Below are 24,015 nucleotides of genomic sequence, written 5' to 3'. Positions count from 1 at the left end.
CGTGATCTGAAAGGCCGTGGCGGAAGCGCTGCGGCCTCTTGTTTTTCCGGCGGGCGGCAAGCGGCTGCCAGCGCCTTTGCAGAATGCCGGGGTCCCTACTCAATCACGGTCGAGGAGAAGCTCGAGTGCGTTGCTTGCAAAGACTGTCGTATGCGAGGTTGCTCGCCGTTTCAGCCCTATTGGCCAATCTTGCGTTCTTTGCGCCCGTCAAGGCTATGGATGAGGTGCGTCTGCAAGCTGCCGTCGCCTCGCTCGGTGACGGTGCTGACGCCCAGCGTCTCGAAGCCAGGGTTGCCGATCTCGTAAAATCAGGCGACCAGATCGAGCTTGCGAAGCTGGCCGAACAGATCCGGATGAAAGACGGCGATTTCCTCGACATTCTGGCAAAGTTCTATGAGCAGCCGGAGCAAGCGAACGCGACGCCCGGTTGGCAGCAGATCGCACTCTCAATGGGGCCATGCCACTACGCCAACGCTGCCATCCGCATCGTCGCGATGAAGATCGCGAACGGCACTCACCCAGCCATCCGAAACGGCGTTGTCATGATCGACGGCACGGAGGTCGACAATATTTTCGCGGAATCGATGCATCGCTGCGAGTTGATTGCGCGTCTTCCCAAGTCCACGCGGCAGGTCGGCTCTAGCTGCGCCATGACCGGCGACTGCGCCGACGATCCGGACCTCATGGAGCAGCAGTGAGTCGAGCAGCCAGCGCTTTGCTGGCGCTGGCCCGCCGCGTGCTGCGATCGTCATCGGATTGGCTTCGGAGGCTTCGCGAACAGAGGGCGCCAAACGAAAGGGCCGCAGCGTTGCCGCTGCGGCCCTTCTTGGTTGTGATCGGCCGCGCTAGGCGGGGCCAGTCGTGATCAGGCCGAAACCTCGTCTTCCGTCGACAGCACCAGGCACAGAAGCGTGATGGCGGCGGCGGCCAGCAGGTAGTAGCCGACGTAATCGAGGCTGTAGTTGGTGGCGAGCCAGGTGGCGATGTACGGCGCCAGCGACGCGCCGAAGATGCCGGCGAGGTTGAAGGTCATGGACGCGCCGGTGTAGCGCACCGAGGTCGGGAAGGGGGCTGCCAGCGCTGCGCCGATCGGGCCGTAGGTGAGGCCCATGAGGCCGAGGCCGATGATCGAGAACAGGAAGGCGCCGCCAAGGCCGCCGGCAAGAAGCGGGGCCATGAACAGGCCGAAGACGCCGATGCCGATGGTGGTGATGATCAAGATCAGGCGACGGCCGTAGCGGTCCGAGAGGATACCGGCAACCGGGATCATCAGGCCGAAGAAGACGACGCCGGTCATCTGCACGACCAGGAACTGCTCACGCGAATAGCCGAGCTTCGCCGTGCCCCAGGAGAGCGAGAAGACGGTCATCAGGTAGAACAGCACGAAGGTCGCAAGCGCCACGAAAGTGCCGAGCACCAGGCTGCGCTTGTGGAAACGGAAGATCTCGGCGATCGGCACCTGCACGCGCTCGTGCTTGTCGACGGCCTTCTGGAACTCTGGCGTTTCGGTGATCTTCAGGCGGACATAAAGGCCGACGGCGACGAGCAGGATGCTGGCGATGAACGGCACGCGCCAGCCCCAGGCGAGGAAGGCTTCGTTGCTCATCACTTCGCCGAGGATCAGGAAGGTGCCGGCCGACAGGATGAAGCCGATCGGCGCGCCGAGCTGCGGGAACATGGCGTACCAGCTGCGCTTGCCCTCAGGCGCATTCTCGGTGGCAAGCAGCACTGCGCCGCCCCATTCACCGCCAAGGCCGAGACCCTGGCCGAAACGGCAAAGCGCGAGCAGCAGCGGAGCTGCGACGCCGATCGTGGCATAGGTCGGCAGAAGGCCGATGACGACCGTGGAGATGCCCATGGTCATCAGCGCCGCCACCAGCGTCGCCTTGCGGCCGACCTTGTCGCCGAAATGGCCGAAGATCACGGCGCCGAAGGGGCGGGCGAAAAAAGCGATCGAGAAGGTCGCGAAGGATTGCAGCATTGCCGAGGTCGGGTCCGAGCCCGGGAAGAACAGGTGCGGGAACACCAGAACGGCGGCGGTGGCGTAAACGTAGAAGTCGAAGAATTCGATGGTCGTGCCGACGAGGCTTGCGAACAGCACCCGGGCAGGGGAGTTCACTGCCGCGTGCTTTGACGCATTGTCCTTCGGCGACAGGGAGGTTGTCGCGTCTGTCATTATCATTGTTCCTATGGATGTAAGACCGTCTTGGGAGGCGGGTGCGGGCGTCTTAACGCAAGTTTCGACATGACGAAACCCTGATATCGTAAGAAGTGCGAACGATATCGACGTCATGCGCATCATTATTCTGTCGGCGCTCCGCTCTGGGGCCGCGGCGCGGGACGGCCTTTTCGCTTGCGCCTCAACTGCTTTGCCGTAGGCAGATTTTCACGTTTTGCGGGAGCTTCGCTTGGCGGGACAACCCGGATTGACGAGAATCAAATTGTGGCAAACTCTCGACGGCGAAGCGATCGGCTTCGTTTTTCAGGAGCGAATGCATGTTCAAAAGGCTTTCTGCGGAATTTCTCGGTACATTCTGGCTCGTTTTCGGCGGTTGCGGCAGCGCCGTGCTGGCGGCTGCCCTGCCTGAGGTCGGTATTGGCTATCTCGGCGTCTCCTTTGCTTTTGGCCTGACGGTGCTGACCATGGCCTATGCGGTCGGCGGCATTTCCGGCGGGCATTTCAATCCGGCCGTCTCGGTGGGGTTGCTGGTTGCGGGCAAGTTCCCGGCGCACAAACTTGTCGGCTATGTCATCGCCCAGGTGCTGGGTGCCATCGCCGCGGCGGCGGTTATCTATCTGATCGCCAGCGGCAAGGGGGATTTCCAGCTCGGTGGCTTCGCTGCCAACGGTTACGGCGCGCATTCGCCGGGCGGCTACTCGCTGACGGCGGCGCTGGTTGCCGAGGTGGTGCTGACCGCCTTCTTCCTGTTCATCATTCTCGGCTCCACCCATGGCCGAGTGCCCGCGGGCTTTGCGCCGATCGCCATCGGCCTGGCGCTGACACTGATCCATCTGGTCTCGATTCCGGTGACGAACACGTCGGTCAATCCGGCCCGCTCGACGGGGCAGGCGCTCTTCGTCGGCGATTGGGCGGTCGCGCAATTGTGGCTGTTCTGGGTGGCGCCGATCGTCGGCGCGGCGATCGCCGGCATCGTCTGGAAGATCGTCGGTGATGACGACTGATCCAATTCGGATGCCGTCAGGCATAGACCCGCCGCCCTGGCTGCGGCGGGTTTTTTCATTTTTTCTTCTGTTTATGCATTAGATTCAAGATTACTCCGCAACCCTTTGATCTCTCGCTAAAATGCCTTGTTCCACATGCGCTTGCGCCTGCAGCCGGCGTTTCATTTCCTGACCGGGGTTAACGAAAGTAAACGGTTCGTTAACCTTAATGACGTTCTAGTGACCCCAATGGCGCAGCTGACTCGCGAGGGCGGGAGCCAGCCAGACGCAAGGAAGCCTTGCGATAGTGGCGTATTGTCTGGGGGTTTGAATGAACGGCAAGCATGTGGCTGTCCTGATGGGCGGATTTTCTTCGGAGCGACCGGTTAGCCTGTCGTCCGGGGCTGCCTGTGCGGATGCCCTGGAGGCTGCCGGCTATCGCGTCACCCGGATCGACGTCGATCGCAATGTCGCAGAGACGCTGGCCGCGCTGCGACCCGACGTTGCCTTCAACGCCCTTCATGGACCGTTCGGCGAGGACGGCACGATCCAGGGCATCCTCGAATATCTTGAGATCCCCTACACCCATTCCGGCGTACTTGCCTCGGCGCTCGCCATGGACAAGGCGCAGGCCAAGCACGTTGCGGCTGCTTCGGGTATTCCAGTTGCCGATGCGCAGGTCATGGATCGCCATGCCTTTGGTCCGAAGCACCCGATGAAGCCGCCTTACGTGGTCAAGCCGGTTTCCGAAGGCTCCAGCTTCGGTGTCGTCATCGTCCAGGAAGATCAGTCGCATCCGCCGCAGGTGGTGACGTCGAGCGAATGGCGTTACGGCGACCGAATCATGGTCGAGCGTTATGTCGCCGGCCGCGAACTGACCTGTGGTGTCATGGGCGACAAGGCGCTCGGCGTCACCGAAATCATCCCGCAGGGCCATGCCTTCTACGATTATGATTCCAAATACGTAAAAGGTGGTTCGCGTCACGTCATTCCGGCACAGATTTCACCAAATATTTACCAAAAAATACAAACACTCGCTCTGAAGGCGCATCAGGCAATCGGTTGCCGGGGCGTCAGCCGATCCGACTTTCGTTTCGATGACAGTTCCTCCGCCGAGGGCGAGCTGATCTGGCTGGAGATCAACACCCAGCCCGGCATGACACCGACCTCCCTGGTGCCCGAGATGGCCGCGCATGCCGGCTACAGCTTCGGTGAGTTTTTGAGTTGGATGGTGGAGGACGCGTCGTGTTTGCGTTGAGGGGCAAAAGGGGCAAGAGGGTTCGTCACCTCGATGGCGCCGCCGCCGTCGATGTGGATGGCGCGCGCGTACTGCCGCGTCCGCTTCGTCGCGTCGTGCGCTTCTTCGTCAGCCTCGGCGCTGGCCGCATCCGCTTTCCCGCCTATACCGGCACGCTGTCGGCGATCGCCTTTTTCGCCGCCACCGGCTTTTACGGCATGTCGCTCGGCGGCCATACGCAGAATTTCGCGCAGGCCTCGACCACGGCCGCAGGCTTCGCGATCGAAGACGTCAAGGTTTCCGGCAACGACCAGACCTCGGAAATCGACATTCTCCAGCAGCTCGGCCTCGACGGCACGACGTCGCTGGTGGCGCTCGATATCGCCGAAGCGCGCAAGCTGATTGCGGAAATGCCCTGGGTGCAGGGCGTCACCGTTCGCAAGATCTATCCCGGCACGATCGAGGTTAGCCTCACCGAGCGCAAGGCCTTCGGCATCTGGCAGCACGGATCGGACCTTTCGCTGATCGAGCGCAGCGGCAGCGTGATCGCGCCCTTGCGCGACAACAAGTTTGCCGCTCTGCCGCTCTTCGTCGGCCGTGACGCCGAAACGGCGGCTGCCGATTTCTACGACGAGTTCTCCCGCTGGCCGGAGATCCGCTCGCGCGTGAAGGCCTTCGTGCGCGTGGCCGGCCGCCGCTGGGACCTGCGCCTCGACAACGGCATCGTCGTCAAGCTGCCGGAGCACGACGTCGCCCGGGCGATGAAGGTGCTCTCCGACATGGAAAGCCAGCACCAGCTCCTCGAGCGCGATATCGCTGCCGTGGATCTGAGGCTCGAAGACAGAACAACAGTTCAGTTGACGCCGGACGCAGTGACCCGGCGCGAAGTTGCCTTGAAGGCGAGGGACAAGATGCTGAAGGCGCAGGAGACCGAAAAGAAGAAAGAAGGCCGCATATGAGTCTATTCGGTTCCTCCAGCTTTGGCCTGCCGCGCCTGAAGCCGCTTTCCTCGAAGCGGTCTCATGTCGTCTCGGTGCTGGATATCGGTTCGACCAAGGTGGTCTGCATGATCGGCCGGCTGACGCCGCGCGCCGAAAGCCAGATCCTGCCCAACCGTACGCATAGCGTCGAAATCATCGGCATCGGCCACCAGAAGTCCCGCGGCGTCAAGAACGGCGTCGTCGCCGACCTCGATGCGGTCGAGAGCGTCGTCCGGCTCGCCGTCGATGCGGCCGAGCGCATGGCCGGCCTCACCATAGACAGCCTGATTGTCAACGTTTCGGCCGGCCGGCTGCAGAGCGACGTCTATACCGCGACGATCGATCTCGGCGGCCAGGAAGTCGACGCCAATGATCTGCGCAAGGTTCTCTCCGCCGCCGGCCAGCAGTCGCTGCGCTCCGACCGCGCCATCCTGCACTCGCTGCCGACGGGCTTCTCGCTCGACGGCGAGCGCGGCATCCGCGATCCGCTCGCCATGTTCGGCGACGTTCTCGGCGTCGACATGCATGTGCTGACGGCCGAACGGGCAGCGCTCAAGAACCTCGAACTCTGCGTCAATCGCGCCCACCTTTCGGTCGAGGGCATGGTGGCGACCCCCTATGCCAGCGGTCTTGCCGCTCTCGTCGACGACGAGGTTGAGCTCGGCTGTGCGGCGATCGACATGGGTGGCGGCACGACGACGATCTCGGTCTTTGCCGAAGGCAAGCTGGTTCACGCTGACGCTGTCAGCCTCGGCGGCCATCACGTGACGACGGATCTGGCGCGCGGTCTTTCGACCCGCATCGAGGATGCCGAACGGCTGAAGGTCGTGCACGGGTCGGCTCTGCCCAACAGCGCCGACGAACGCGACATCGTATCGGTGCCGCCGATCGGCGAGGACGACCGCGATCAGCCGACGCATGTGCCGCGCGCACTTGTGTCGCGCATCGTGCGCGCCCGCATCGAAGAGACGCTGGAACTCATCCGCGATCGCATCCAGCGCTCGGGCTTCAGCCCGATCGTCGGCAAGCGAATCGTTCTGACGGGCGGCGCCAGCCAGCTGACCGGCCTGCCGGAAGCGGCTCGCCGCATCCTCGCCCGCAATGTTCGCATTGGCCGTCCGCTCGGAGTTTCCGGGCTGCCGGCCGCTGCCAAGGGCCCGGCCTTCTCCACGGCGGTCGGCCTGATGATCTATCCGCAGGTCGCCGACCTCGAGACCCATGCCTCCCACGGCGGCATGTTCTCGGCGCTCGGCGCCGGCAACGGCCGCATCGCCCGCATGGGCCAGTGGCTGAAAGAGAGCTTTTGAGTGACGGCCGGCTCCGACAGGGACGGGGCCGGGTGAAGACAAACTAGGACTTTGAAAGATTTGGCCGGCTCGGCAAGGCGGCCAGAAACCAGAAGGAACGGGACTATGACTATCAACTTGCAGAAGCCGGATATCACGGAGCTGAAGCCCCGCATCACCGTCTTTGGTGTAGGTGGCGGCGGCGGCAATGCTGTCAACAACATGATCACCGCAGGCCTCCAGGGCGTCGATTTCGTCGTCGCCAACACGGATGCCCAGGCACTCACCATGACCAAGGCCGAGCGCATCATCCAGATGGGCGTCGCCGTCACCGAAGGTCTCGGCGCCGGTTCGCAGCCGGAAGTCGGCCGCGCGGCCGCCGAAGAGTGCATCGATGAGATCATCGATCACCTCAACGGCACCCACATGTGCTTCGTCACCGCCGGCATGGGCGGCGGCACCGGCACCGGTGCAGCCCCGATCGTCGCACAGGCCGCCCGCAACAAGGGCATCCTGACGGTCGGCGTCGTCACCAAGCCGTTCCATTTCGAAGGCGCGCGCCGCATGCGGCTCGCCGACCAGGGCATCGCCGAACTGCAGAAGTCGGTCGACACCCTGATCGTCATCCCGAACCAGAACCTCTTCCGCATCGCCAACGACCGCACGACCTTTGCGGACGCGTTTGCTATGGCCGACCAGGTTCTCTATTCGGGCGTTGCCTGCATCACCGACCTCATGGTCAAGGAAGGCCTCATCAACCTCGACTTCGCCGACGTCCGCTCGGTGATGCGCGAAATGGGCCGCGCCATGATGGGCACCGGCGAAGCTTCGGGCGAAGGCCGCGCACTGGCCGCCGCCGAAGCCGCGATCGCCAACCCGCTGCTCGACGAAACCTCGATGAAGGGCGCCCAGGGCCTCCTGATCTCGATCACCGGCGGCCGCGACCTCACCCTGTTCGAACTCGACGAAGCGGCTACCCGTATTCGCGAAGAAGTCGACCCGGATGCCAACATCATCCTCGGCGCGACGTTCGACGAAGACCTCGAAGGCCTCATCCGCGTCTCGGTCGTTGCCACCGGCATCGACCGCACGGCCGCGGAGGTGGCGGGTCGTTCCGCCGACTTTCGTCCGGTAGCAGCAAAGCCGGTCGTCCGCCCGTCCGCCGCCGTTCCGGCCCAGCAGCCGCAGCCGGTTGCCCAGCACCAGCCGGCCCCGGTTCACCAGCCGGTGATGCAGCAGCCGGTCGCCCAGCCGGTTCAGCAGCCGATGCAGCAGCAGGCAACCGCCGACCAGATCGCAGCCGCCATCCGCGAAGCCGAAATGGAGCGCGAGCTCGACATCGCGACCCGGGCTGCCCAGGTGCAGGCCCAGGCCCCGGTTCAGCAGGCGATGCACGACGACAGCTTTCGTCCCCAGAGCAAGCTCTTCGCCGGTGCTGCACCGGTAGAGGCCGCTCCGGTCATGCGCCAGCCGCAGCCGCAGATGCAGCCGGTTCAGCCCCAGCCGCAGCCGATCATGCGCCAGGAGCCCGTCGCTCCGGTCATGCGCCAGCAGCCGGAACAGGTTCGCATGCCGAAGGTCGAAGACTTTCCGCCGGTCGTAAAGGCAGAGATGGACCGCCGCGCACAGCCGGCTGCCCCGATGCAGGAAGAGCGCGGCCCGATGGGTCTGCTCAACCGCATCACCAGCTCGCTCGGCCTGCGTGACCGCGAACAGACCCCGGCAGCCGCCGACATGACGGCTTCCGCCCCGACCGCTGCTTCCCAGCAGCGCCGGCCGCTCTCGCCGGAAGCGAGCCTCTATGCGCCGCGCCGCGGCCAGCTTGACGATCACGGTCGCGCTTCGCCGCAGGCGCGCCCGCAAGAAGATGATCAGCTCGAAATCCCGGCGTTCCTGCGCCGTCAATCGAACTGATTGGAAGGCCCGTTCCTTCACCTTGCCGAATGCCCGGGCAACTGCCCGGGCATTTTTGCATTTTGTTCATTATTTCAGGTGTTTGATTCGATGTTACGGACCGTCGCAAATGCGTAACAAAGCGAAACGAACAGTGATTTGGAATGGTGCCTCCAAACTCCTATTTTCAGACTCGGAATTGGGGACGCATGCGATTCGATCAAGCGCTGTCTGTTCGAAACGCAGAGGACCGGTCGTTGAGCCGGGACTCTCGGGCATCTTTCTTGTGCCCTGAAGATCGTTGCGTCCACCAGCAGGTTTTGGCCATTGGCCACAGGTATTGAAAGTGACGAGAATGGGAATCGAATTGCTCGGGTTTCAGACGACGATTGCAAGCCCGGTAACGCTCAAGGGAATTGGCGTTCATTCCGGTGCGGAAGTGTCGATCACCTTCCATCCGGCCGAAGCCGATGCGGGCATCGTTTTCCAGCGCGTTCTCTCCAACGGCCGGGTCAGCGAATACAAGGCGGTTTCCTCGCAGGTCGGCAACACCGATCTCTGCACCGTTCTCGGGATGTCGCCGGCGACTTCGATCGCCACGATCGAGCATGTGATGGCGGCGATCTACGCGCTCGGCCTCGACAACCTCACGGTCGAAGTGCACGGCGCCGAAATGCCGATCATGGACGGCAGCTCCGAACCCTTCATCGACGCGATCGAGCAGGTGGGCGTTCGCGCCCTTGCGGTCAAGCGTCGCTACATCCGCATCGTCAAGCCGGTGCGCATCGAATCGGGTGCCTCCTGGTCGGAGTTCACGCCCTATGACGGCATGCGCTTCGAGGTCGAGATCGATTTCGATTGCCCGCTGATCGGCCGCCAGGCCTGGAAGGGCGACATGACGCCTTCGGTCTTCAAGCGCGAGCTGTCGCGTGCCCGCACCTTCGGCTTCATGCGCGATGTCGAACGCCTCTGGGCGGCTGGTTTTGCGCTCGGCTCCTCGCTCGAAAACTCCGTCGTCATTTCCGACGACAACACGGTGATCAACGTCGAGGGCCTGCGCTACACCGACGAATTCGTGCGCCACAAGACGCTCGATGCGGTTGGCGACCTCTCGCTCGCCGGCGCGCCGTTCATCGGCTGCTACCGCTCGTACCGCGGCGGCCACAAGATGAACGCCAACGCGCTGAAGGCACTTCTCAGCGACCCGACGGCCTACGAAGTCGTCGAAACGGCAACCCCGCGCCAGCGTACCCGCGCGCGCGATATGGTTGCAGTGGCAGCTCCGGGCTTCGCGCCCTGGTCCGCATAACAAGAAAAGTCATCATCTCCTCCAGTCGCCGGCCGAAAGGCCGGCATTTTCATGATAGAGCTGCCACAAATTTGCATGAATCACCGATCATGACGTTGCGGTCTCAAGGTAACTTGCTCTAAAAGCGCATGTCTGGCGGGGTCCATGCCCGCAGAATGGAACGGGAATATCCGATGGTTCTTGCAGTTTCTGTGGATTTGAAAAAGTCAGCGCGCGTCGCCGCCGTCATTGTCGCGGCCGTTGCCGGCAGCGCCCTGATTACCGCCTGCCAGAACGATCCCGATATCGACATCACCAAGCTGACGGCCGAAACCGATCCGCCGGAAGTGCTCTACAATCAGGGCCTCGCCAACCTCAATGCCGGCAAGACGACGGAGGCGGCGCGCAAGTTCGAAGCGCTCGACCGCCAGCATCCGTTCTCGGAATATGCCCGCAAGGCGCTGGTCATGAACGCCTTCGTTTCTTACCGTAACGGTCAGTACCAGGAGGCAATCAACGCCACCGGCCGCTACCTCAATCTTTATCCGCAGTCGGAAGACGCGGCCTATGCGCAGTACATCCAGGGTCTCGCCTATACCAAGCAGATCCCGGCGGTGACGCAGGACCAGAAGCCGGCCTTCAAGGCGATCGAAGCCATGCAGGCGGTCGTAGACCGCTACCCGGACTCCGAATATGTCGACGACGCCAAGTCGAAGATCCGCTTTGCCCGCGACCAGCTGGCCGGCAAGGAGATGCAGGTCGGCCGCTACTATCTCGAGCGCAAGGAATACCTTGCCGCCGTGTCGCGTTTCCGCGTCGTCGTCGAGCAGTATCCGAACACCAACCAGGTTGAAGAAGCGCTGGCGCGCCTGACGGAAGCCTATTTCGCGATGGGCGTGACCCAGGAGGCGCAGACCGCTGCCGCCGTTCTCGGTCACAACTACCCGGACAGCCAGTGGTACAACGATAGCTTCAAGCTGCTGCAGTCGGGTGGCCTTGAGCCGCGTGAAAGCGGCAACTCCTGGATTTCGCGCGCCGCCAAGAAACTCGTCGGCGCCTGATATCTATCGGCGCCCTTCAAGGAAGATATAACCCCGGATGCTTGCCCAGCTTTCGATCCGCGATATCGTCCTGATTGAACGGCTCGATCTCAATTTCGACGCCGGGCTCTCGGTGCTGACCGGTGAAACCGGGGCCGGCAAGTCCATCCTTCTCGACAGCCTGTCGCTCGCCCTTGGCGGGCGCGGCGATGGCTCGCTCGTTCGCCACGGTTCCGACAAGGGGCAGGTGACGGCGGTCTTCGACGTGCCGATGGGGCATTCGGCGCGGCTGATGCTCAGGGAAAACGGCATCGACGACGACGGCGACCTGATCTTTCGTCGCGTGCAGTCGGCCGACGGCCGCACCAAGGCCTATGTCAACGACCAGCCGATCAGCGTCCAGCTGATGCGCCAGCTTGGCCAGACGCTGGTCGAAATTCACGGACAGCACGACGACCGCGCGCTCGTCGATATCGATGCGCACCGCACGCTTCTCGACGCCTTCGGTGGCACCGCCGAAGAAGCGGCGCATGTGAGCGAACTCTATCGCGCCTGGAAGGATGCCGAGCGCGGCCTGAAGAAGCACCGCGAGCGGGTCGAGGCGGCCGCGCGCGAGGCGGACTATCTTCGGTCTTCGGTCGAAGAACTGGAGAAGCTCAGCCCCCGCGACGGCGAAGAGGACGAGCTTGCCGAGAACCGGGCGCGGATGATGAAGGCCGAGCGCATCGCCGGCGACATCAACGAGGCCTCGGAGTTTCTGAACGGCAACGCTTCGCCGGTTCCGCTGATCGCCTCGCTCGTGCGCCGTCTCGAGCGCAAGAGCCAGGAGGCGCCGGGCCTGCTCGAAGAAACGGTCGAGTTGCTCGACGGTGCGCTCAACCAGCTTTCGGACGCGCAGATGTCGGTCGAGCGGGCGTTGCGCAACACGGAGTTCGATCCGAAGGAGCTGGAGCGGGTGGAGGAGCGGCTGTTCGCGCTGCGCGCCGCCAGCCGCAAATATTCGGTTCCGGTCACGGAACTGCCGGCACTCGCCGTTCGCATGATTTCCGATCTCGCCGATCTCGATGCCGGCGAGGAAAAGCTGAAGCAGCTCGATGCACAAGTCGGCGTGGCGCGGGTAGCGTTCGACGCTTCGGCGCGCTCGCTCTCCGAAAAGCGTCGCCATACCGCGACCGCGCTTTCCGACGCTGTCATGGCCGAACTGCCGGCGTTGAAGCTCGAGCGGGCACGCTTCATGGTCGAGGTGCAAAGCGATCCGTCGCTGCCGACGGTCGACGGTATCGACCTCGTCGAGTTCCACGTCCAGACCAACCCCGGCACGCGGCCGGGCCCGATCATGAAGGTGGCTTCCGGCGGCGAACTTTCGCGCTTCCTGCTGGCGCTGAAGGTGGCGCTTGCCGATCGCGGCTCGGCGCCGACGCTCGTCTTTGATGAAATCGACACCGGTGTCGGCGGTGCGGTGGCCGATGCCATCGGCCAGCGGCTGAAGCGGCTCTCGGCAACGGTGCAGGTGCTCTCCGTCACCCACGCGCCGCAGGTCGCAGCCCGTGCGGCAACGCATCTTCTGATCTCCAAGGGTCCTTCGACCGAAAAGGCCGAGATGATTTCCACCCGTGTCGCCCGCATGGACGACAAGGCGCGCACCGAGGAAATCGCCCGCATGCTTGCCGGCGCCTCGATCACCGAAGAGGCGAGGGCGGCTGCCGCTCGCCTGCTTTCCGGCAACGGCTAGATCATCCTGGCGCCAAGTGGAACATCGGCGGCTGAGGGATGCGATGTCCTCAGAGTGTTCATCTGAACCCACGGCCTTGGGCTTCCTAGCCTTTTGGTTGAATTGTTGCGCCGCTGCACCCGTGTTCTATTTCCTCTGCGGTTGGGGCACTTCGGGCATGTGGGAGAAACTCGAGCATAGACTGGAGATCCGGTTTGCGCAGATGCGTGCGCATCCGGAACTGATCCTGCTCATCGCGCTCGCCTATGCCGGCCTTATCCTGACGATAAAGGAAGCGAACCAGGAACTGGGCGGCTTCGGGGTGTTCGCGTGCGTTGCGATCGCCGTGACTGCAGCAACTCTCGTCGCAAGGCTGCGACACGCCTCGCAGGTCGGGCTGGCGGAGGAGGAGGCCGATCCTCAGCCGCCGAACGCGGACGAAGTCACGCCATTGGCGCTTGTGGCGCCCTGTGCGCACGGGGACCGTTCCTATCTTGTCCGCGTCCCGGCGCCGACGGCGGTTGCCTATGAGGTGGTCCGCAAGGCACAGGATGTGTTTCGCAGCGGCGCGATCGATCCCGAAGAGGATATGAGAGCGTTCCATTCCGACCCCTACAGCCTGATCTGCCTGCAGGACCTCGACGGCAACATCTTCGGCTTCATCGACTACTACGCCTTCGAGAAGAACCACTTCAAACTGTTCCTGCAGGGGCACTATGCCTTTGGCAACCTGCTGGCGAGCGGGCTGCTTGCCCATCCGCAGGCGCGAAAGGCGAAGGTCGTCTATCTCGCGACCATCCTCAATATGAGCTTCCTGCTCGATTCCATGCGCGCCGAGCGCCGCAGGCAGAACGGCATTCTCGTCTGGGCGACGGTTTCGGCGATCCTCGAACACCACACGTTCCCGCCCGACGGCATCGACATCTACAGCATCGGCTGGGACAAGGGCGGGGCCGCGATCCTGAAGATGTTCGGCCTGCAGCCGGTGAGCCGGGTGATGCGTGGCCAGGCGGAAGGCAAATGGATCTACTGCAAGCGTGGTGTCCAGAAAAAGGATCTCGAGGCCATCCGCTGCCGTTATCAGAGGCGCTATGAACGCTGGTGCGAACTGGATGTCAGGTCGCTTGCCGGGCTCGCGCCGGGGGCCGTCAATGCCACTGGCGCGTGAGCCGACGGCGCCGGACGGTCTTTTCTTTCCCATCAGTTGCTCTACAAAACGACTTCGAATCCGGAGTCGTCGCGCATGTCCCAAGAATTGAAACCCGTCGAGAATCTCAACGAAACGGAAGCGGCCGAAGAGCTTGCCTTTCTCGCGGCCGAGCTTGCGCGCCATGACGCGCTTTATCATGGCCAGGACGCGCCGGAGATTTCGGATGCGGACTATGACGCGCTGAAGCGGCGCAACGACGCGATCGAGCAGCGCTTTCCGGCGCTCATCCGCGAAGACAGCCCCTCGAAGAAGGTGGGTGCTGCACCCTCCGTCACCTTCCAGCCCGTCGTGCACGCCCGGCCGATGCTGTCGCTCGACAACACGTTTTCCGACGAGGACGCGCGCGATTTCGTCGCCTCGGTCTATCGTTTCCTCGGCCAACTGCCGGACAACTCCATCGCCTTTACCGCCGAGCCAAAGATCGACGGGCTCTCCATGTCGCTGCGCTATGAGAACCGCCGGCTGGTGACGGCCGCGACCCGCGGCGACGGTACGACTGGCGAAAACGTCACCGCCAATATCCGCACCATCGGCATGATCCCGCAGACGCTGCCGGCAGGTGCGCCCGATGTCGTCGAGGTACGCGGCGAAATCTATATGGCGAAATCGGACTTTGCCGCGCTCAACGCCGAGATGGCGGCGCTCGGCAAGCCGCTCTATGTCAACCCGCGCAACACCGCTTCGGGCTCGCTGCGCCAGCTCGACGCCAAGGTGACGGCGAGCCGCAAGCTGCGTTTCTTTGCCTATGCCTGGGGCGAGATCTCGGAAATGCCCGCCGACACGCAGATGGGCATGGTCGAGGTGTTCAAGAGCTGGGGCTTCCCGGTCAACCCGCTGATGCAGCGGCTCTCCTCGGCCGACGCGCTGCTGGAGCATTACCACCACATCGAGCGCGAACGGCCGGATCTCGACTACGATATCGACGGCGTCGTCTACAAGGTCGACCGGCTCGACCTGCAGGCCCGCCTCGGCTTCCGTTCGCGCTCGCCGCGCTGGGCAACCGCGCACAAGTTTCCTGCCGAGCAAGCCTTCACCCGGCTGACGGCGATCGACATCCAGGTGGGCCGCACCGGCGCGCTGACGCCGGTGGCACGCCTTGAGCCGATCACAGTCGGTGGCGTCGTCGTCACCAATGCGACGCTGCACAACGAGGATTACATCAAGGGTCTCGGCAATTCGGGCGAGGCGATCCGCGAGGGCCGCGACATCCGCATCGGCGACATGGTGATCGTCCAGCGCGCCGGCGACGTCATTCCACAGATCGTCGACGTGGTCATGGACGAGCGCAAGGAGGGGAGCGAGCCCTATCGCTTCCCGACCACATGCCCGGTCTGCGGCAGCCGTGCGGTGCGCGACATCAACGAGAAGACCGGCAAGGTAGATGCGGTGCGCCGCTGCACCGGCGGTTTCGTCTGCCGCGCGCAGGCCGTCGAGCACCTGAAGCACTTCGTCTCGCGCAACGCCTACGACATCGAGGGCCTCGGTTCGAAGCAGATCGAGTTCTTCTTCGAAAGCGAAGACCCGACGCTGATGATCCGCACGGCGCCGGATATCTTCACGCTGGAGAAACGCCAGGAGGCGTCGTCGCTCACCAAGCTCGAAAACATCGACGGCTTCGGCCGCGTCAGCGTGCGCAAGCTTTACGACGCCATCAATACGCGCCGTTCGATCGCGCTGCAGCGTTTCATCTATGCGCTCGGCATTCGCCATGTGGGCGAGACGACGGCAAAGCTGCTGGCGCGTTCCTATGGCACCTACGAGCACTTCGGCGAAGCGATGCGCGACGCGTCGACGTTTACGGGCGACGCCTGGAATGAACTCAACAGCATCGACGGCATCGGCGAGGTGGTCGCCCGTGCCATCGTCGAGTTCTACAAGGAGCCGCGCAACCTCGAAGTCGTCACCCGGCTGTTGTCGGAGGTGACGCCGGAGGCAGCGGAAGCGCCGGTCGCGAGCGACAGCCCGGTCGCCGGCAAGACGGTCGTCTTCACCGGTTCGCTCGAAAAGATGACGCGCGATGAAGCCAAGGCCAAGGCCGAGAGCCTCGGCGCCAAGGTGGCAGGTTCCGTGTCGAAGAAGACCGATATCGTCGTTGCCGGACCGGGTGCCGGCTCCAAGCTCGACAAGGCCCGCGAACTCGGCGTCGCGACCATGGACGAGGACGAGTGGCTGGCGCTGATCGGCGGGTAATCCCCGCCGGTTGCATGCAATCGGCAGAGCGTCGTTACGCCTGCCTGCTGTCGTACTCTTCGGAGGCGGCTTTCAGGGCGGCAATATCGTCGGCGCAGATGAAACGGCGCAGCGCGTCGAACTTTGACCGTTCCCACTGGTAGATGCCGAGCGCAATCAGCGTCGCAACATCGGTCGCGGGGAAACGCTGGCGCACGGGGCGGGCAGGGTTCCCCGCAACGATGGTGTAGGGCGCAACGTCCTTCGTCACGATGGCACCCGACGCGATGACGGCGCCTTCGCCGAGCGTCACACCCGGCATGATCATGGCGCGCATGCCGATCCAGGCGCCGTCGCCGATGACGGTGTCGCCCTTGCCGACATAGGCTTCGCCGATCACATCGAGGAAGGGATAGAGGCTCACCCAATCGGTGCGATGGGTGTGGTTGCCGCCCATGAGGATCACCGCCTCGGCGCCAATCGCGACATAGTCGCCGATCAGCAGTTGATCGATTGGCCATTGCGGTTCCCAGGCCCTGAGGCTGTAGTCGTCGCCATAGAGGTAGCGAACGACACTTTCCTCGAAGGATCCGGTCCAGGCGTTGCTGTAGTAGCTGTTGCTGCCGCGCACGTGAATGTTCGGGTTGCGCACTGTCTCATGCAAGAGCTCGACCTTGGACCAATGCTTGGCTTCGACCTTCGTGGACATGGGGTTCCTCATTCTCAATGCTTGCAAGCGAAGCTGCGCGTCGCTCGCCATTCGTATCCCGTCCCAACTATCGGATTCACCGGTCGCTTTCTTCTCAAATCGGGCGCCGACCGGAAGCTTTGGCAGGCACTGCGATCATTCCATCACACAAAAAGGCCCGCCGCTTTTGGCGGCAGGCGCAAAGTTCGGGGCACTGCGCGAGATCAGGAGGCCTGCTGCTGGGCGGCTTCCTGGTCCATCCACATGAATTCCCAGACGTGACCGTCGAGGTCCTGGAAGGAAATGCCGTACATGAAGCCGTAGTCGAGAGCCGGCTTCCAGGGCTTGGCGCCGGCAGCGAGCGCCTTGGCGAGCATGTCGTCGCATTCAGCGCGGCTGGACGCGGAAAGGGCGGTAATGACCTCGGTTCCTTTCCGGGCGTCGCTGATCTCGCCGGTGATGAAGTCGCGGAACTTCGGCTCGGTCAGAAGCATGACGAAAATATTGTCCGAGATCACCGTGCAGGCGGCGGTGTCGTCGGAGAACTGCTCGTTGAAGGTGAAGCCGAGGGCGGCGAAGAATGCGCGCGAGGCCTTCAGATCCTTGACCGGCAGGTTTACGAAAATCATGCGCATGAAATGCTCCTTGGAATGGATTTCGTGTTTTACGGATCTGATCACTTCGTTGTTTCGGCGAAACCACGAAGCGATCCAACTCTTTGATTGACGCAACTCCAGACGGAAAACTGCGTCGCACTTTTCCTGGAGTTGCCCTAAGGACGAATGCCGGTCGACGATCCCGACACCGGCTCAAAGATTTTTTGAGCCGGGCTGATGTGGGGTGCAACTACAGGTCTTCAAGCGGAGCGAGACCTGCTTCGATGCTGCAAATAGGATCGACGGTGCTAGCGGCTGCGAGCGGCCCCAAGGGCGCGCGCCGCTGCTCGATGTTATTGTCACTTCACGGTGCACACGCCGTTGGCGCCGCCCTTGCCGGTGTAGGACACGCTCGGCGAGCCGTCGGGATTGATGCTGAGCGAGATGGTGACGCCGGCGCCGTGCGCTTCGTAGTAGTTCTCGTTGAACACCTTGAGCTTGGCTTCCTTGCCGTTGATGTAGATCGGGCCGCCTTCGTCGGCATGGACCTCGATCTTGCCGGGGCAGGTGGCGTTGACCAGCGGGATTTTTGCTTCGGCCGCAGCGGCGAAGGCAAGCGTCGGGACGAGAACGCCGAGAAGGCGCAGGCAGGGTTTCATCTTGCTCTCCAGCGTGGGTTGCAGGTGGCATCGATCGCCAACCGTGACAGGCTGCCGGTGGAAGTCAAGCGCGGCTGAGCGTCACCAAGCTGTCATCTATCCGATTGTTTTTTTGCGCTGCACAAGATAGAGGATTGCAGCCGAATTTTATGCAAATGCCTTTTCGCGGAGCAGGTCGCGGCCATCTGCGAAGGCAGCGCGCCAGCATCCCAAAGGGCAGGGCGCCGGCGCGGATTGGAGGGTCCGGAGATGAAGACTTTCACCACCATCGCCGAGCTGCGTGCAGCGCTTGCCGAGCATAGACGCGCCGGCAAGACGGTCGGCTTCGTGCCGACCATGGGCTACCTGCATGTCGGCCATATGGAGCTGATGCGCCGGGCCCGCGAGGAAAACGACGTCGTCGTCGCCAGCATCTTCGTCAATCCGCTGCAGTTCGGCGCCAACGAGGATCTTTCCAAATATCCGCGCGATCTCGCCCGCGACCAGGCGATGCTCGAAGCGGGCAGCGTCAACTATCTCTTTGCCCCCGGTGTTGCCGACATGTATCCGCGACCGATGGAAACGGTCGTCGACGTGCCGACGCTTGGCAGCGAGCTCGAGGGCTCCGTGCGTCCCGGTCATTTCGCCGGTGTTGCCACCGTCGTCACCAAGCTCTTCAACATCGTTGGGCCCGATCGCGCCTATTTCGGCGAGAAGGATTTCCAGCAGCTGCAGATCATCCGCCGCATGGTGGACGATCTCGCCCAGCCGGTGACCGTGATCGGCGTGCCGACGGTGCGCGAGGCCGACGGGCTCGCCTGCTCGTCGCGCAACGTGTACCTGACGGCCGAAGAGCGGCGTGCCGCGGCGATCGTGCCGAAGGCGTTGGATGAGGCGCAGCACCTCGTCGCCTCCGGCGTCAGCGATGTCGCCGCACTCGAAAAGGCCGTGACCGAGTTTCTGGCGAGCGAGCCCTTGGCGAAGCCCGAGGTCGTAGCGGTGCGCGATCCCGAGACGCTGGAGACGATCGAAACGATCGGCGACCGGCCGGTGCTGCTTCTGCTCTTCGTCCGCTTCGGCACGACGAAGCTGCTCGACAATCGCGTGATCGCCCCGAAATCCGCATCATTTGCAAAGGTTGCCTGACATGAGCGTTCAGACCGCCAAGCGCCGGCTCAGCCCCGCCAACATCGAAGCGCTGAAGGGCGAGCGCCCGATCGTCAGCCTCACGGCCTATACGACGCCGATTGCGCGGCTGCTCGATCCGCATGTGGACTTTCTGCTGGTCGGCGATTCCGTCGGCATGGTGCTCTATGGCCTCGACACGACCGTCGGCGTGACGCTGGAAATGATGATCGCCCATGGCCAGGCGGTCATGCGCGGCTCGCAGCAGGCCTGCGTCGTCATCGACATGCCCTTCGGCTCCTACCAGGAATCGAAGGAGCAGGCGTTCCGCAGTGCGGCGCGTATCCTCAAGGAAACCGGCTGCAGCGCAGTGAAACTCGAGGGCGGGGCGGAGATGGCCGAGACGGTCGAGTTTCTCGTCAGCCGCGGCATTCCGGTGCTCGGCCATGTCGGCTTGATGCCGCAGCTCGTCAACACGACCGGCGGTTATCGCTCGGTCGGCCGCAACGACAAGGAAGTGGCAAAGATCCGCCGCGACGCCAAGGCGATCGACGATGCCGGAGCGTTTGGCATCGTCATCGAGGGCACGGTCGAGCCGGTGGCCCGCGACATTACCGCGGAGCTGCGCTCGCCGACGATCGGCATCGGCGCGTCGCCTGCCTGCGACGGCCAGATCCTCGTCTCCGACGACATGCTCGGCCTCTTCAACGACTTCAAGCCACGCTTCGTCAAGCATTTTGCCGAGTTGGCGCCGGCGATCTCGAAGGCTGCCGAGGAGTATGCGAACGAGGTGAAGGCGCGCACGTTCCCCGGCATCGAGCATACGTTCCAGGTCAAGAAGTAAGGGGCGGCTGGCCCGCGCCGGCGCTTATTCCAAGCGATAAAGCGCATCGTTTTCCTGATCGGTGCGCCTTTTGTTCAAGCCTCGTTCGCCGAGGCATCATAAAATTCAATCATTGTATCAGCGCATTTGAATTGTTGCCGGGGGCGCAAGCGCCTATCAGTCCGGCACCGGCCGCATGGCGCGTCATCGCCTCGGCCGGCGGAGGTTTCCATGAAAAAAGATGAATTCTGGGAAGGGGTCCGCGGCGGCTTTCCCATCATGCTGGCAGCATCGCCCTTCGGTGCGCTGTTCGGGGCGCTTGCGGTCGACAATGGCTTCACCATTGCCGATGCGGTGTTCATGAGCGCGACCGTCTATGCCGGCGCTAGCCAGATGGTCGGCATCGAGCTCTTCGGCAATCACGTCCAGCCCTGGCTGGTGGTGCTCTCCGTCTTTGCGGTCAACTTCCGCCACGTGCTCTATTCGGCCTCGATCGCCAAATATGTCCGGCACTTCACCTTCGGGCAGAAGTTCCTCGCCTTCTTCCTGCTGGTCGATCCGCAATATGCCGAGACCGAAAAGCGCGGCGAGCGCGGCTTGCCGATCACCTTTGCCTGGTATCTCGGCTTCGGTCTCGTGATCTACATCCCGTGGATCATCAACACGCTGGTCGGCGCGATCTTCGGGCAGATGATCGGTGACCCCAAGGCGATCGGCCTTGATGTCCTGCTGCCGGTCTATTTCATGGGGCTCGTCATGGGCTTCCGCAAGCGTGACCGGTTCCTGCCGATCGTCATCGTCTCGGGGCTTGCATCCGTCGCCGGCATGCATTTCGTCGGCTCGCCATGGCATGTCAGCATCGGAGCACTAGCCGGCATCATTCTTGCCGCCTGTCTGCCGCCAAGCGAGCGCGCAGTGGCACCGACGGGTGTCGAGAAGGAGGCGTGAACATGGATCCGCAACACCTCAACCTCATCTACCTGATCATCGCGGCGGCCGTTGCGACCTTCCTGACGCGTGTCGGCGGCTATATCCTGATCACCCAGATGAAAGAGATCCCGCCCCGGCTGGAGGCGGCGCTCAACGCCGTTCCCGCAGCCGTTCTGACGACGCTGGTGGCGCCGGCCTTCGTCTATGGCGGGCTCGACGTGACGATCGCCATGTTCGTCGCCTTTGCCATCGCGCTTGGGCTGAATCTCTCAACACTGCGCATGCTCGTCATCGGCTGGGTGGTGGTCATGGTGATCCGGCATCTGGTGATGTAGGACGCCCGTCCGCGGTGGTGTGCGAAGCCGTGGACGGACGTGTTGCGCCCGTTTCGATTGGCGGCGCGCGCATCCTGGACTATCATCTCTGCCGTTGCCGGAGAGGCAGGACATATCCCCTCTCGTTAGGTGGCGTACGACGTCACCGCAGCATGAAGCCTCCCGGCAGTGGAGGAGCGACCATGTTGACCAGGATCTCTATTGCCCTTTTGCTGGCGCTCGCGCCGGCAACGGCCTTTGCCAATCAATGCCCGACCATGATGAAGGCGATCGATGCGGCCATGCAGACCGCTTCCTTGTCCGATGCCGACATGGCCAAGGTCAAGGAATTGCGCACCAAGGGTGAGGCACAGCACCAGGCTGGCGATCACGCCGCCTCGGAGGCAACGCTTGGCGAAGCGAAGAAGCTTCTGGGCATCTGAACGAGAGACCAGGACGTCCGGAGCCAAGGTCTGGCGGGTGAGGGCGCAGCACGCTATCGGCTGCGCGACGGCTCGTTTTATGGGCTCCCGCGACAGCAGGAGCCCAGCAGAGAGCATGACTCAGCGTGACAGCGCTTCCGTTGCGGCCTTCAGCCAGGCGCGCGTCTCGTCGCTCGCCAGCAGCGGCATCAGCTTTTCGCGCGTCTCGGCGTGATAGGCGTTGAGCCAGGCGAGTTCCTCGTCGGTCAGAAGCGCCGGCAGCACCAGGCGGCGATCGATCGGGCAGTAGGTGATCGTGTCGAAGCCGAGCATCGGCAGGTCGCCGCCATCAACCATCGTTGCCGGCTGCACCACGATGAGGTTCTCGATGCGGATGCCGAAGGCGCCGGGGCGGTAGTAGCCGGGCTCGTTGGAAAGGATCATGCCGGCCAGCAGTTCCTGCGTCGAAAGACGGGCGATGCGCTGCGGGCCTTCATGCACCGAGAGATAGGAGCCGACGCCGTGGCCGGTGCCGTGGGCATAGTCGGCGCCCGCCTTCCAGAGCGCGATGCGCGCCAAGGGGTCGAGATCCACGCCGCGCGAGCCCTTGGGGAAGCGCGCCGTGCTGATCGCAATCATGCCCTTCAGCACCAGGGTGAAGAAGCGTTTCTGCTCTTCAGGCACGGCGCCGACGGCCACCGTGCGGGTGATGTCGGTGGTGCCGTTGATATACTGCGCGCCGGAATCGATCAGGAACATGGTGCCCGCTTCGATTGCCTGGTCGGTGGCCGTGGTGACGCGGTAGTGCATGATCGCCGCGTGCGCGCCGGCGCCGGATATCGTGTCGAAGGAGATGTCCTTCAGCGGGTTCTGCATGCGCTCGCCGACGGTGGCGCGGGCGGCTTCCAGCTGGTTGGTGGCACCGATCTCGGTGACTGTGCCGGGCTGTTGGCTGTCGAGCCAGGCGAGGAACTCGACCATGGCCGCACCATCCTGCAGATGGGCGCGGCTCGAGCCTTCGATCTCGGCCGTGTTCTTCTGGGCGCGGGGCAGGCGGGCGGGATCGACCGCTTCGACGACCTTGCCGCCCTTGGCGCGGATCAGTTCGGAAATGGCGAAGGAGGCGAGATCGGGATCGATCATGACGGAGGCGCCGGCGGTGCCGAGAGCCCGCAGACGGTCGTCGAAGGTCGACGGTGCGACGATGTCGGCGATCTGGGTGAGGTAGGCCTCCTGCTCGATGCCGGTCTTGCGCTTGTCGAGGAAAAGTTCGGCGCGGCCGTCGGCGTGGATGATGGCGCGGGCCAGCGGATGCGGCGTGTGCGGCACGTCGGACCCGCGTATGTTGAATGTCCAGGCGACGGACGAGGGGTCGGTCAGCACGACGGCTTCGGCGCCCGTCTTGGAAAGGCCGGCTGCGATCGTCGCGATCTTGTCCTTGGCAAGCGTGCCCGCATGTTCGATCGGCTGGATCGTCACCTTCCCGAGCGGGGCAGCCGGACGGTTCGTCCAGATCCTGTCGAGCGGGTTGTGATCGAGGAAGACGAGCGAACCGCCGAGGGAAGCGAGCGCCTTTTCCAGCCGGCGCACTTCGGCGCCGGTGTGGACCCAGGGATCGATGCCGAGCTTGAAGCCCTTGGCTCCATGGTTTTCCAACCAGAGATGCGGCGGCTCGCCGATGAGGTCGCCGCCGGTAAAGACGGAGCCGTCGACCTGCTCCTTCAACTGCGTGACGTAGCGGCCATCGACGAAGACGACCGCTTCACGCTGCGTGATGAGGGCGACGCCGGCCGAGCCGGTAAAACCGGTGAGCCAGGACAGGCGCTCGGAGGAGGCCGGCACATACTCGCCCTGGAACTCGTCCGCGCGCGGCACGAGAAAGCCGTCGATGCCGAGGGCTGCGAAGGACGCGCGCAGGGCTTCGGTGCGCTCCTTGCCGAACTGCGGCGTGGAGGTGACTTCAAATGACTGAAACATGAGGGAATTCCGGTAGATTGAGCGGCAAACCGCGGGAAAAGATGGGCTATGTTAGCGGAAATCGCCCTTGCCGGGAAAGAGGCGATATCCTGCATGGTGGCCTGATCCCCGGTCCGCGCAACGCTGCGGTTGCACCCTAATAGGAGGGCAATTGCTCATTTACCATACATATGCGCTCAGCGCATGGCACCCATGCTCAGAAAACTCTTTCTCTATCGGAATAATAGTTTATAAGCCGCCTCAACGAACACGGACGAACATCCGGTGGTTCAAAAAGCTGCGGTTCCGAGAATAGTTGGTCACTCTGTTCTCCTCCTCCCTCAAGGGTGGTCAGCTTCGGAACGGTAGACGCCCGCTCGAGCACTCCTCCTCCTCAGGCTCGCGGGCATGGTTGGCCACAAGCCAACCAGCAGGCGATGCCTCTGGCATCGCCTTAGTTTCGAAAGGCCGCCCGTCATGATGGACGAGGCGGCCTTTTCGTTTTTCCCACTTTGCCTTGCGGCTGACGCGCCGCATTCGCGTGCGT

Annotated in this window: 21 protein-coding genes; 16 read left to right on the top strand and 5 right to left on the bottom strand. The window is 63.3% G+C overall.

Annotated features, from left to right (window positions below; genetic code table 11):
• Positions 1 to 134 precede the first annotated feature (134 nt).
• Entirely contained in the window at positions 135 to 698 is a 564-nt protein-coding gene (locus IB277_RS10915; RefSeq protein ID WP_134887991.1) for a hypothetical protein, read from the top strand.
• Positions 699 to 865: 167 nt separating this feature from the next.
• Here the strand turns inward: IB277_RS10915 and IB277_RS10910 are convergent, their stop codons facing one another.
• The gene (locus IB277_RS10910) at positions 866 to 2,176 is read right to left on the bottom strand and encodes an MFS transporter (RefSeq protein WP_060515931.1); all 1,311 of its coding nucleotides are present in this window, start codon (positions 2,174 to 2,176) and stop codon (positions 866 to 868) included.
• A 320-nt stretch (positions 2,177 to 2,496) separates the two neighbouring features.
• Here IB277_RS10910 and aqpZ point away from each other — a divergent pair, with 320 nt between their 5' ends.
• The 10 genes from aqpZ (at position 2,497) to ligA (ending at position 15,997) form a co-directional block, all read left to right on the top strand.
• Positions 2,497 to 3,183: an aquaporin Z gene (aqpZ, locus tag IB277_RS10905; RefSeq protein ID WP_034792491.1), complete on the top strand. Its 687-nt coding sequence runs from the start codon at positions 2,497 to 2,499 to the stop codon at positions 3,181 to 3,183.
• Positions 3,184 to 3,493: 310 nt separating this feature from the next.
• A complete protein-coding gene (locus tag IB277_RS10900) occupies positions 3,494 to 4,420 on the top strand; it encodes a D-alanine--D-alanine ligase (protein ID WP_090294311.1) in 927 nt (308 codons plus the stop codon).
• The gene (gene ftsQ, locus IB277_RS10895) at positions 4,408 to 5,358 is read left to right on the top strand and encodes a cell division protein FtsQ (protein WP_060605507.1); all 951 of its coding nucleotides are present in this window, start codon (positions 4,408 to 4,410) and stop codon (positions 5,356 to 5,358) included. Before IB277_RS10900 ends, ftsQ begins: the two co-directional genes overlap by 13 nt.
• Positions 5,355 to 6,686 carry a cell division protein FtsA gene (ftsA, locus tag IB277_RS10890; RefSeq protein WP_034792498.1) on the top strand — a complete coding sequence of 444 codons (1,332 nt, stop codon included), beginning with the start codon at positions 5,355 to 5,357 and terminating at the stop codon, positions 6,684 to 6,686. The genes ftsQ and ftsA overlap by 4 nt, the downstream gene beginning before the upstream one ends.
• A 105-nt stretch (positions 6,687 to 6,791) precedes the next feature.
• Positions 6,792 to 8,579: a cell division protein FtsZ gene (ftsZ, locus tag IB277_RS10885; protein WP_110818684.1), complete on the top strand. Its 1,788-nt coding sequence runs from the start codon at positions 6,792 to 6,794 to the stop codon at positions 8,577 to 8,579.
• 334 nt (positions 8,580 to 8,913) lie between these two features.
• Positions 8,914 to 9,867: a UDP-3-O-acyl-N-acetylglucosamine deacetylase gene (lpxC, locus tag IB277_RS10880; protein WP_034792502.1), complete on the top strand. Its 954-nt coding sequence runs from the start codon at positions 8,914 to 8,916 to the stop codon at positions 9,865 to 9,867.
• Positions 9,868 to 10,040: 173 nt separating this feature from the next.
• On the top strand, positions 10,041 to 10,907 hold the full coding sequence (locus IB277_RS10875; RefSeq protein WP_034792504.1) for an outer membrane protein assembly factor BamD: 867 nt from the start codon (positions 10,041 to 10,043) through the stop codon (positions 10,905 to 10,907).
• A gap of 37 nt (positions 10,908 to 10,944) precedes the next feature.
• A complete protein-coding gene (gene recN, locus IB277_RS10870; protein ID WP_060515935.1) occupies positions 10,945 to 12,618 on the top strand; it encodes a DNA repair protein RecN in 1,674 nt (557 codons plus the stop codon).
• A 157-nt stretch (positions 12,619 to 12,775) separates the two neighbouring features.
• Entirely contained in the window at positions 12,776 to 13,765 is a 990-nt protein-coding gene (locus tag IB277_RS10865) for a hypothetical protein (protein WP_146242992.1), read from the top strand.
• A 75-nt stretch (positions 13,766 to 13,840) separates the two neighbouring features.
• Positions 13,841 to 15,997: an NAD-dependent DNA ligase LigA gene (ligA, locus tag IB277_RS10860; RefSeq protein ID WP_110818682.1), complete on the top strand. Its 2,157-nt coding sequence runs from the start codon at positions 13,841 to 13,843 to the stop codon at positions 15,995 to 15,997.
• A 34-nt stretch (positions 15,998 to 16,031) separates the two neighbouring features.
• Here ligA and IB277_RS10855 read toward each other — a convergent pair whose 3' ends face one another.
• The 3 genes from IB277_RS10855 to IB277_RS10845 form a co-directional block, all read right to left on the bottom strand.
• Positions 16,032 to 16,685, bottom strand: a complete 654-nt coding sequence (locus IB277_RS10855) for a CatB-related O-acetyltransferase (RefSeq protein ID WP_110818681.1) — start codon at positions 16,683 to 16,685, stop codon at positions 16,032 to 16,034.
• Positions 16,686 to 16,888: 203 nt separating this feature from the next.
• A complete protein-coding gene (locus tag IB277_RS10850) occupies positions 16,889 to 17,299 on the bottom strand; it encodes a VOC family protein (protein WP_060515938.1) in 411 nt (136 codons plus the stop codon).
• A gap of 320 nt (positions 17,300 to 17,619) precedes the next feature.
• The gene (locus tag IB277_RS10845; RefSeq protein WP_060515939.1) at positions 17,620 to 17,919 is read right to left on the bottom strand and encodes a hypothetical protein; all 300 of its coding nucleotides are present in this window, start codon (positions 17,917 to 17,919) and stop codon (positions 17,620 to 17,622) included.
• A gap of 249 nt (positions 17,920 to 18,168) precedes the next feature.
• Here IB277_RS10845 and panC point away from each other — a divergent pair, with 249 nt between their 5' ends.
• The 5 genes from panC (at position 18,169) to IB277_RS10820 (ending at position 21,533) form a co-directional block, all read left to right on the top strand.
• On the top strand, positions 18,169 to 19,044 hold the full coding sequence (gene panC / locus IB277_RS10840) for a pantoate--beta-alanine ligase (protein ID WP_089043446.1): 876 nt from the start codon (positions 18,169 to 18,171) through the stop codon (positions 19,042 to 19,044).
• Position 19,045: 1 nt separating this feature from the next.
• Positions 19,046 to 19,867, top strand: a complete 822-nt coding sequence (gene panB / locus IB277_RS10835; protein WP_034792516.1) for a 3-methyl-2-oxobutanoate hydroxymethyltransferase — start codon at positions 19,046 to 19,048, stop codon at positions 19,865 to 19,867.
• Positions 19,868 to 20,077: 210 nt separating this feature from the next.
• Positions 20,078 to 20,794 (top strand): AzlC family ABC transporter permease, encoded by a 717-nt coding sequence (locus tag IB277_RS10830; protein ID WP_034792518.1) that lies wholly within the window; start codon positions 20,078 to 20,080, stop codon positions 20,792 to 20,794.
• A gap of 2 nt (positions 20,795 to 20,796) precedes the next feature.
• Complete coding sequence (locus tag IB277_RS10825) at positions 20,797 to 21,111, top strand: AzlD family protein (RefSeq protein ID WP_034792520.1); 315 nt, start codon at positions 20,797 to 20,799, stop codon at positions 21,109 to 21,111.
• A 182-nt stretch (positions 21,112 to 21,293) separates the two neighbouring features.
• On the top strand, positions 21,294 to 21,533 hold the full coding sequence (locus IB277_RS10820) for a hypothetical protein (protein WP_034792522.1): 240 nt from the start codon (positions 21,294 to 21,296) through the stop codon (positions 21,531 to 21,533).
• Positions 21,534 to 21,653: 120 nt separating this feature from the next.
• Here IB277_RS10820 and IB277_RS10815 read toward each other — a convergent pair whose 3' ends face one another.
• Positions 21,654 to 23,489, bottom strand: coding sequence for an aminopeptidase P family protein (locus tag IB277_RS10815; protein ID WP_110818680.1), 1,836 nt, complete (start codon positions 23,487 to 23,489; stop codon positions 21,654 to 21,656).
• Positions 23,490 to 24,015 lie beyond the last annotated feature (526 nt).

The organism is Ensifer sp. ENS07, from assembly GCF_014852185.1.
GTDB classification, from domain to species: domain Bacteria; phylum Pseudomonadota; class Alphaproteobacteria; order Rhizobiales; family Rhizobiaceae; genus Ensifer; species Ensifer adhaerens.
Note: the sequence above shows the minus strand (reverse complement) of the source record. Positions and strands in the feature narration are given on the sequence as shown.

Bases quoted from the DNA above. Each gene is read 5' to 3' on its own strand.
- IB277_RS10910 (WP_060515931.1), bottom strand. From the start codon at position 2,176: ATGACAGACGCGACAACCTCCCTGTCGCCGAAGGACAATGCGTCAAAG.
- aqpZ (WP_034792491.1), top strand. From the start codon at position 2,497: ATGTTCAAAAGGCTTTCTGCGGAATTTCTCGGTACATTCTGGCTCGTT.
- IB277_RS10900 (WP_090294311.1), top strand. From the start codon at position 3,494: ATGAACGGCAAGCATGTGGCTGTCCTGATGGGCGGATTTTCTTCGGAG.
- ftsA (WP_034792498.1), top strand. From the start codon at position 5,355: ATGAGTCTATTCGGTTCCTCCAGCTTTGGCCTGCCGCGCCTGAAGCCG.
- ftsZ (WP_110818684.1), top strand. From the start codon at position 6,792: ATGACTATCAACTTGCAGAAGCCGGATATCACGGAGCTGAAGCCCCGC.
- lpxC (WP_034792502.1), top strand. From the start codon at position 8,914: ATGGGAATCGAATTGCTCGGGTTTCAGACGACGATTGCAAGCCCGGTA.
- IB277_RS10875 (WP_034792504.1), top strand. From the start codon at position 10,041: ATGGTTCTTGCAGTTTCTGTGGATTTGAAAAAGTCAGCGCGCGTCGCC.
- recN (WP_060515935.1), top strand. From the start codon at position 10,945: ATGCTTGCCCAGCTTTCGATCCGCGATATCGTCCTGATTGAACGGCTC.
- IB277_RS10865 (WP_146242992.1), top strand. From the start codon at position 12,776: ATGTGGGAGAAACTCGAGCATAGACTGGAGATCCGGTTTGCGCAGATG.
- ligA (WP_110818682.1), top strand. From the start codon at position 13,841: ATGTCCCAAGAATTGAAACCCGTCGAGAATCTCAACGAAACGGAAGCG.
- IB277_RS10855 (WP_110818681.1), bottom strand. From the start codon at position 16,685: ATGTCCACGAAGGTCGAAGCCAAGCATTGGTCCAAGGTCGAGCTCTTG.
- IB277_RS10850 (WP_060515938.1), bottom strand. From the start codon at position 17,299: ATGCGCATGATTTTCGTAAACCTGCCGGTCAAGGATCTGAAGGCCTCG.
- IB277_RS10845 (WP_060515939.1), bottom strand. From the start codon at position 17,919: ATGAAACCCTGCCTGCGCCTTCTCGGCGTTCTCGTCCCGACGCTTGCC.
- panC (WP_089043446.1), top strand. From the start codon at position 18,169: ATGAAGACTTTCACCACCATCGCCGAGCTGCGTGCAGCGCTTGCCGAG.
- panB (WP_034792516.1), top strand. From the start codon at position 19,046: ATGAGCGTTCAGACCGCCAAGCGCCGGCTCAGCCCCGCCAACATCGAA.
- IB277_RS10830 (WP_034792518.1), top strand. From the start codon at position 20,078: ATGAAAAAAGATGAATTCTGGGAAGGGGTCCGCGGCGGCTTTCCCATC.
- IB277_RS10825 (WP_034792520.1), top strand. From the start codon at position 20,797: ATGGATCCGCAACACCTCAACCTCATCTACCTGATCATCGCGGCGGCC.
- IB277_RS10820 (WP_034792522.1), top strand. From the start codon at position 21,294: ATGTTGACCAGGATCTCTATTGCCCTTTTGCTGGCGCTCGCGCCGGCA.
- IB277_RS10815 (WP_110818680.1), bottom strand. From the start codon at position 23,489: ATGTTTCAGTCATTTGAAGTCACCTCCACGCCGCAGTTCGGCAAGGAG.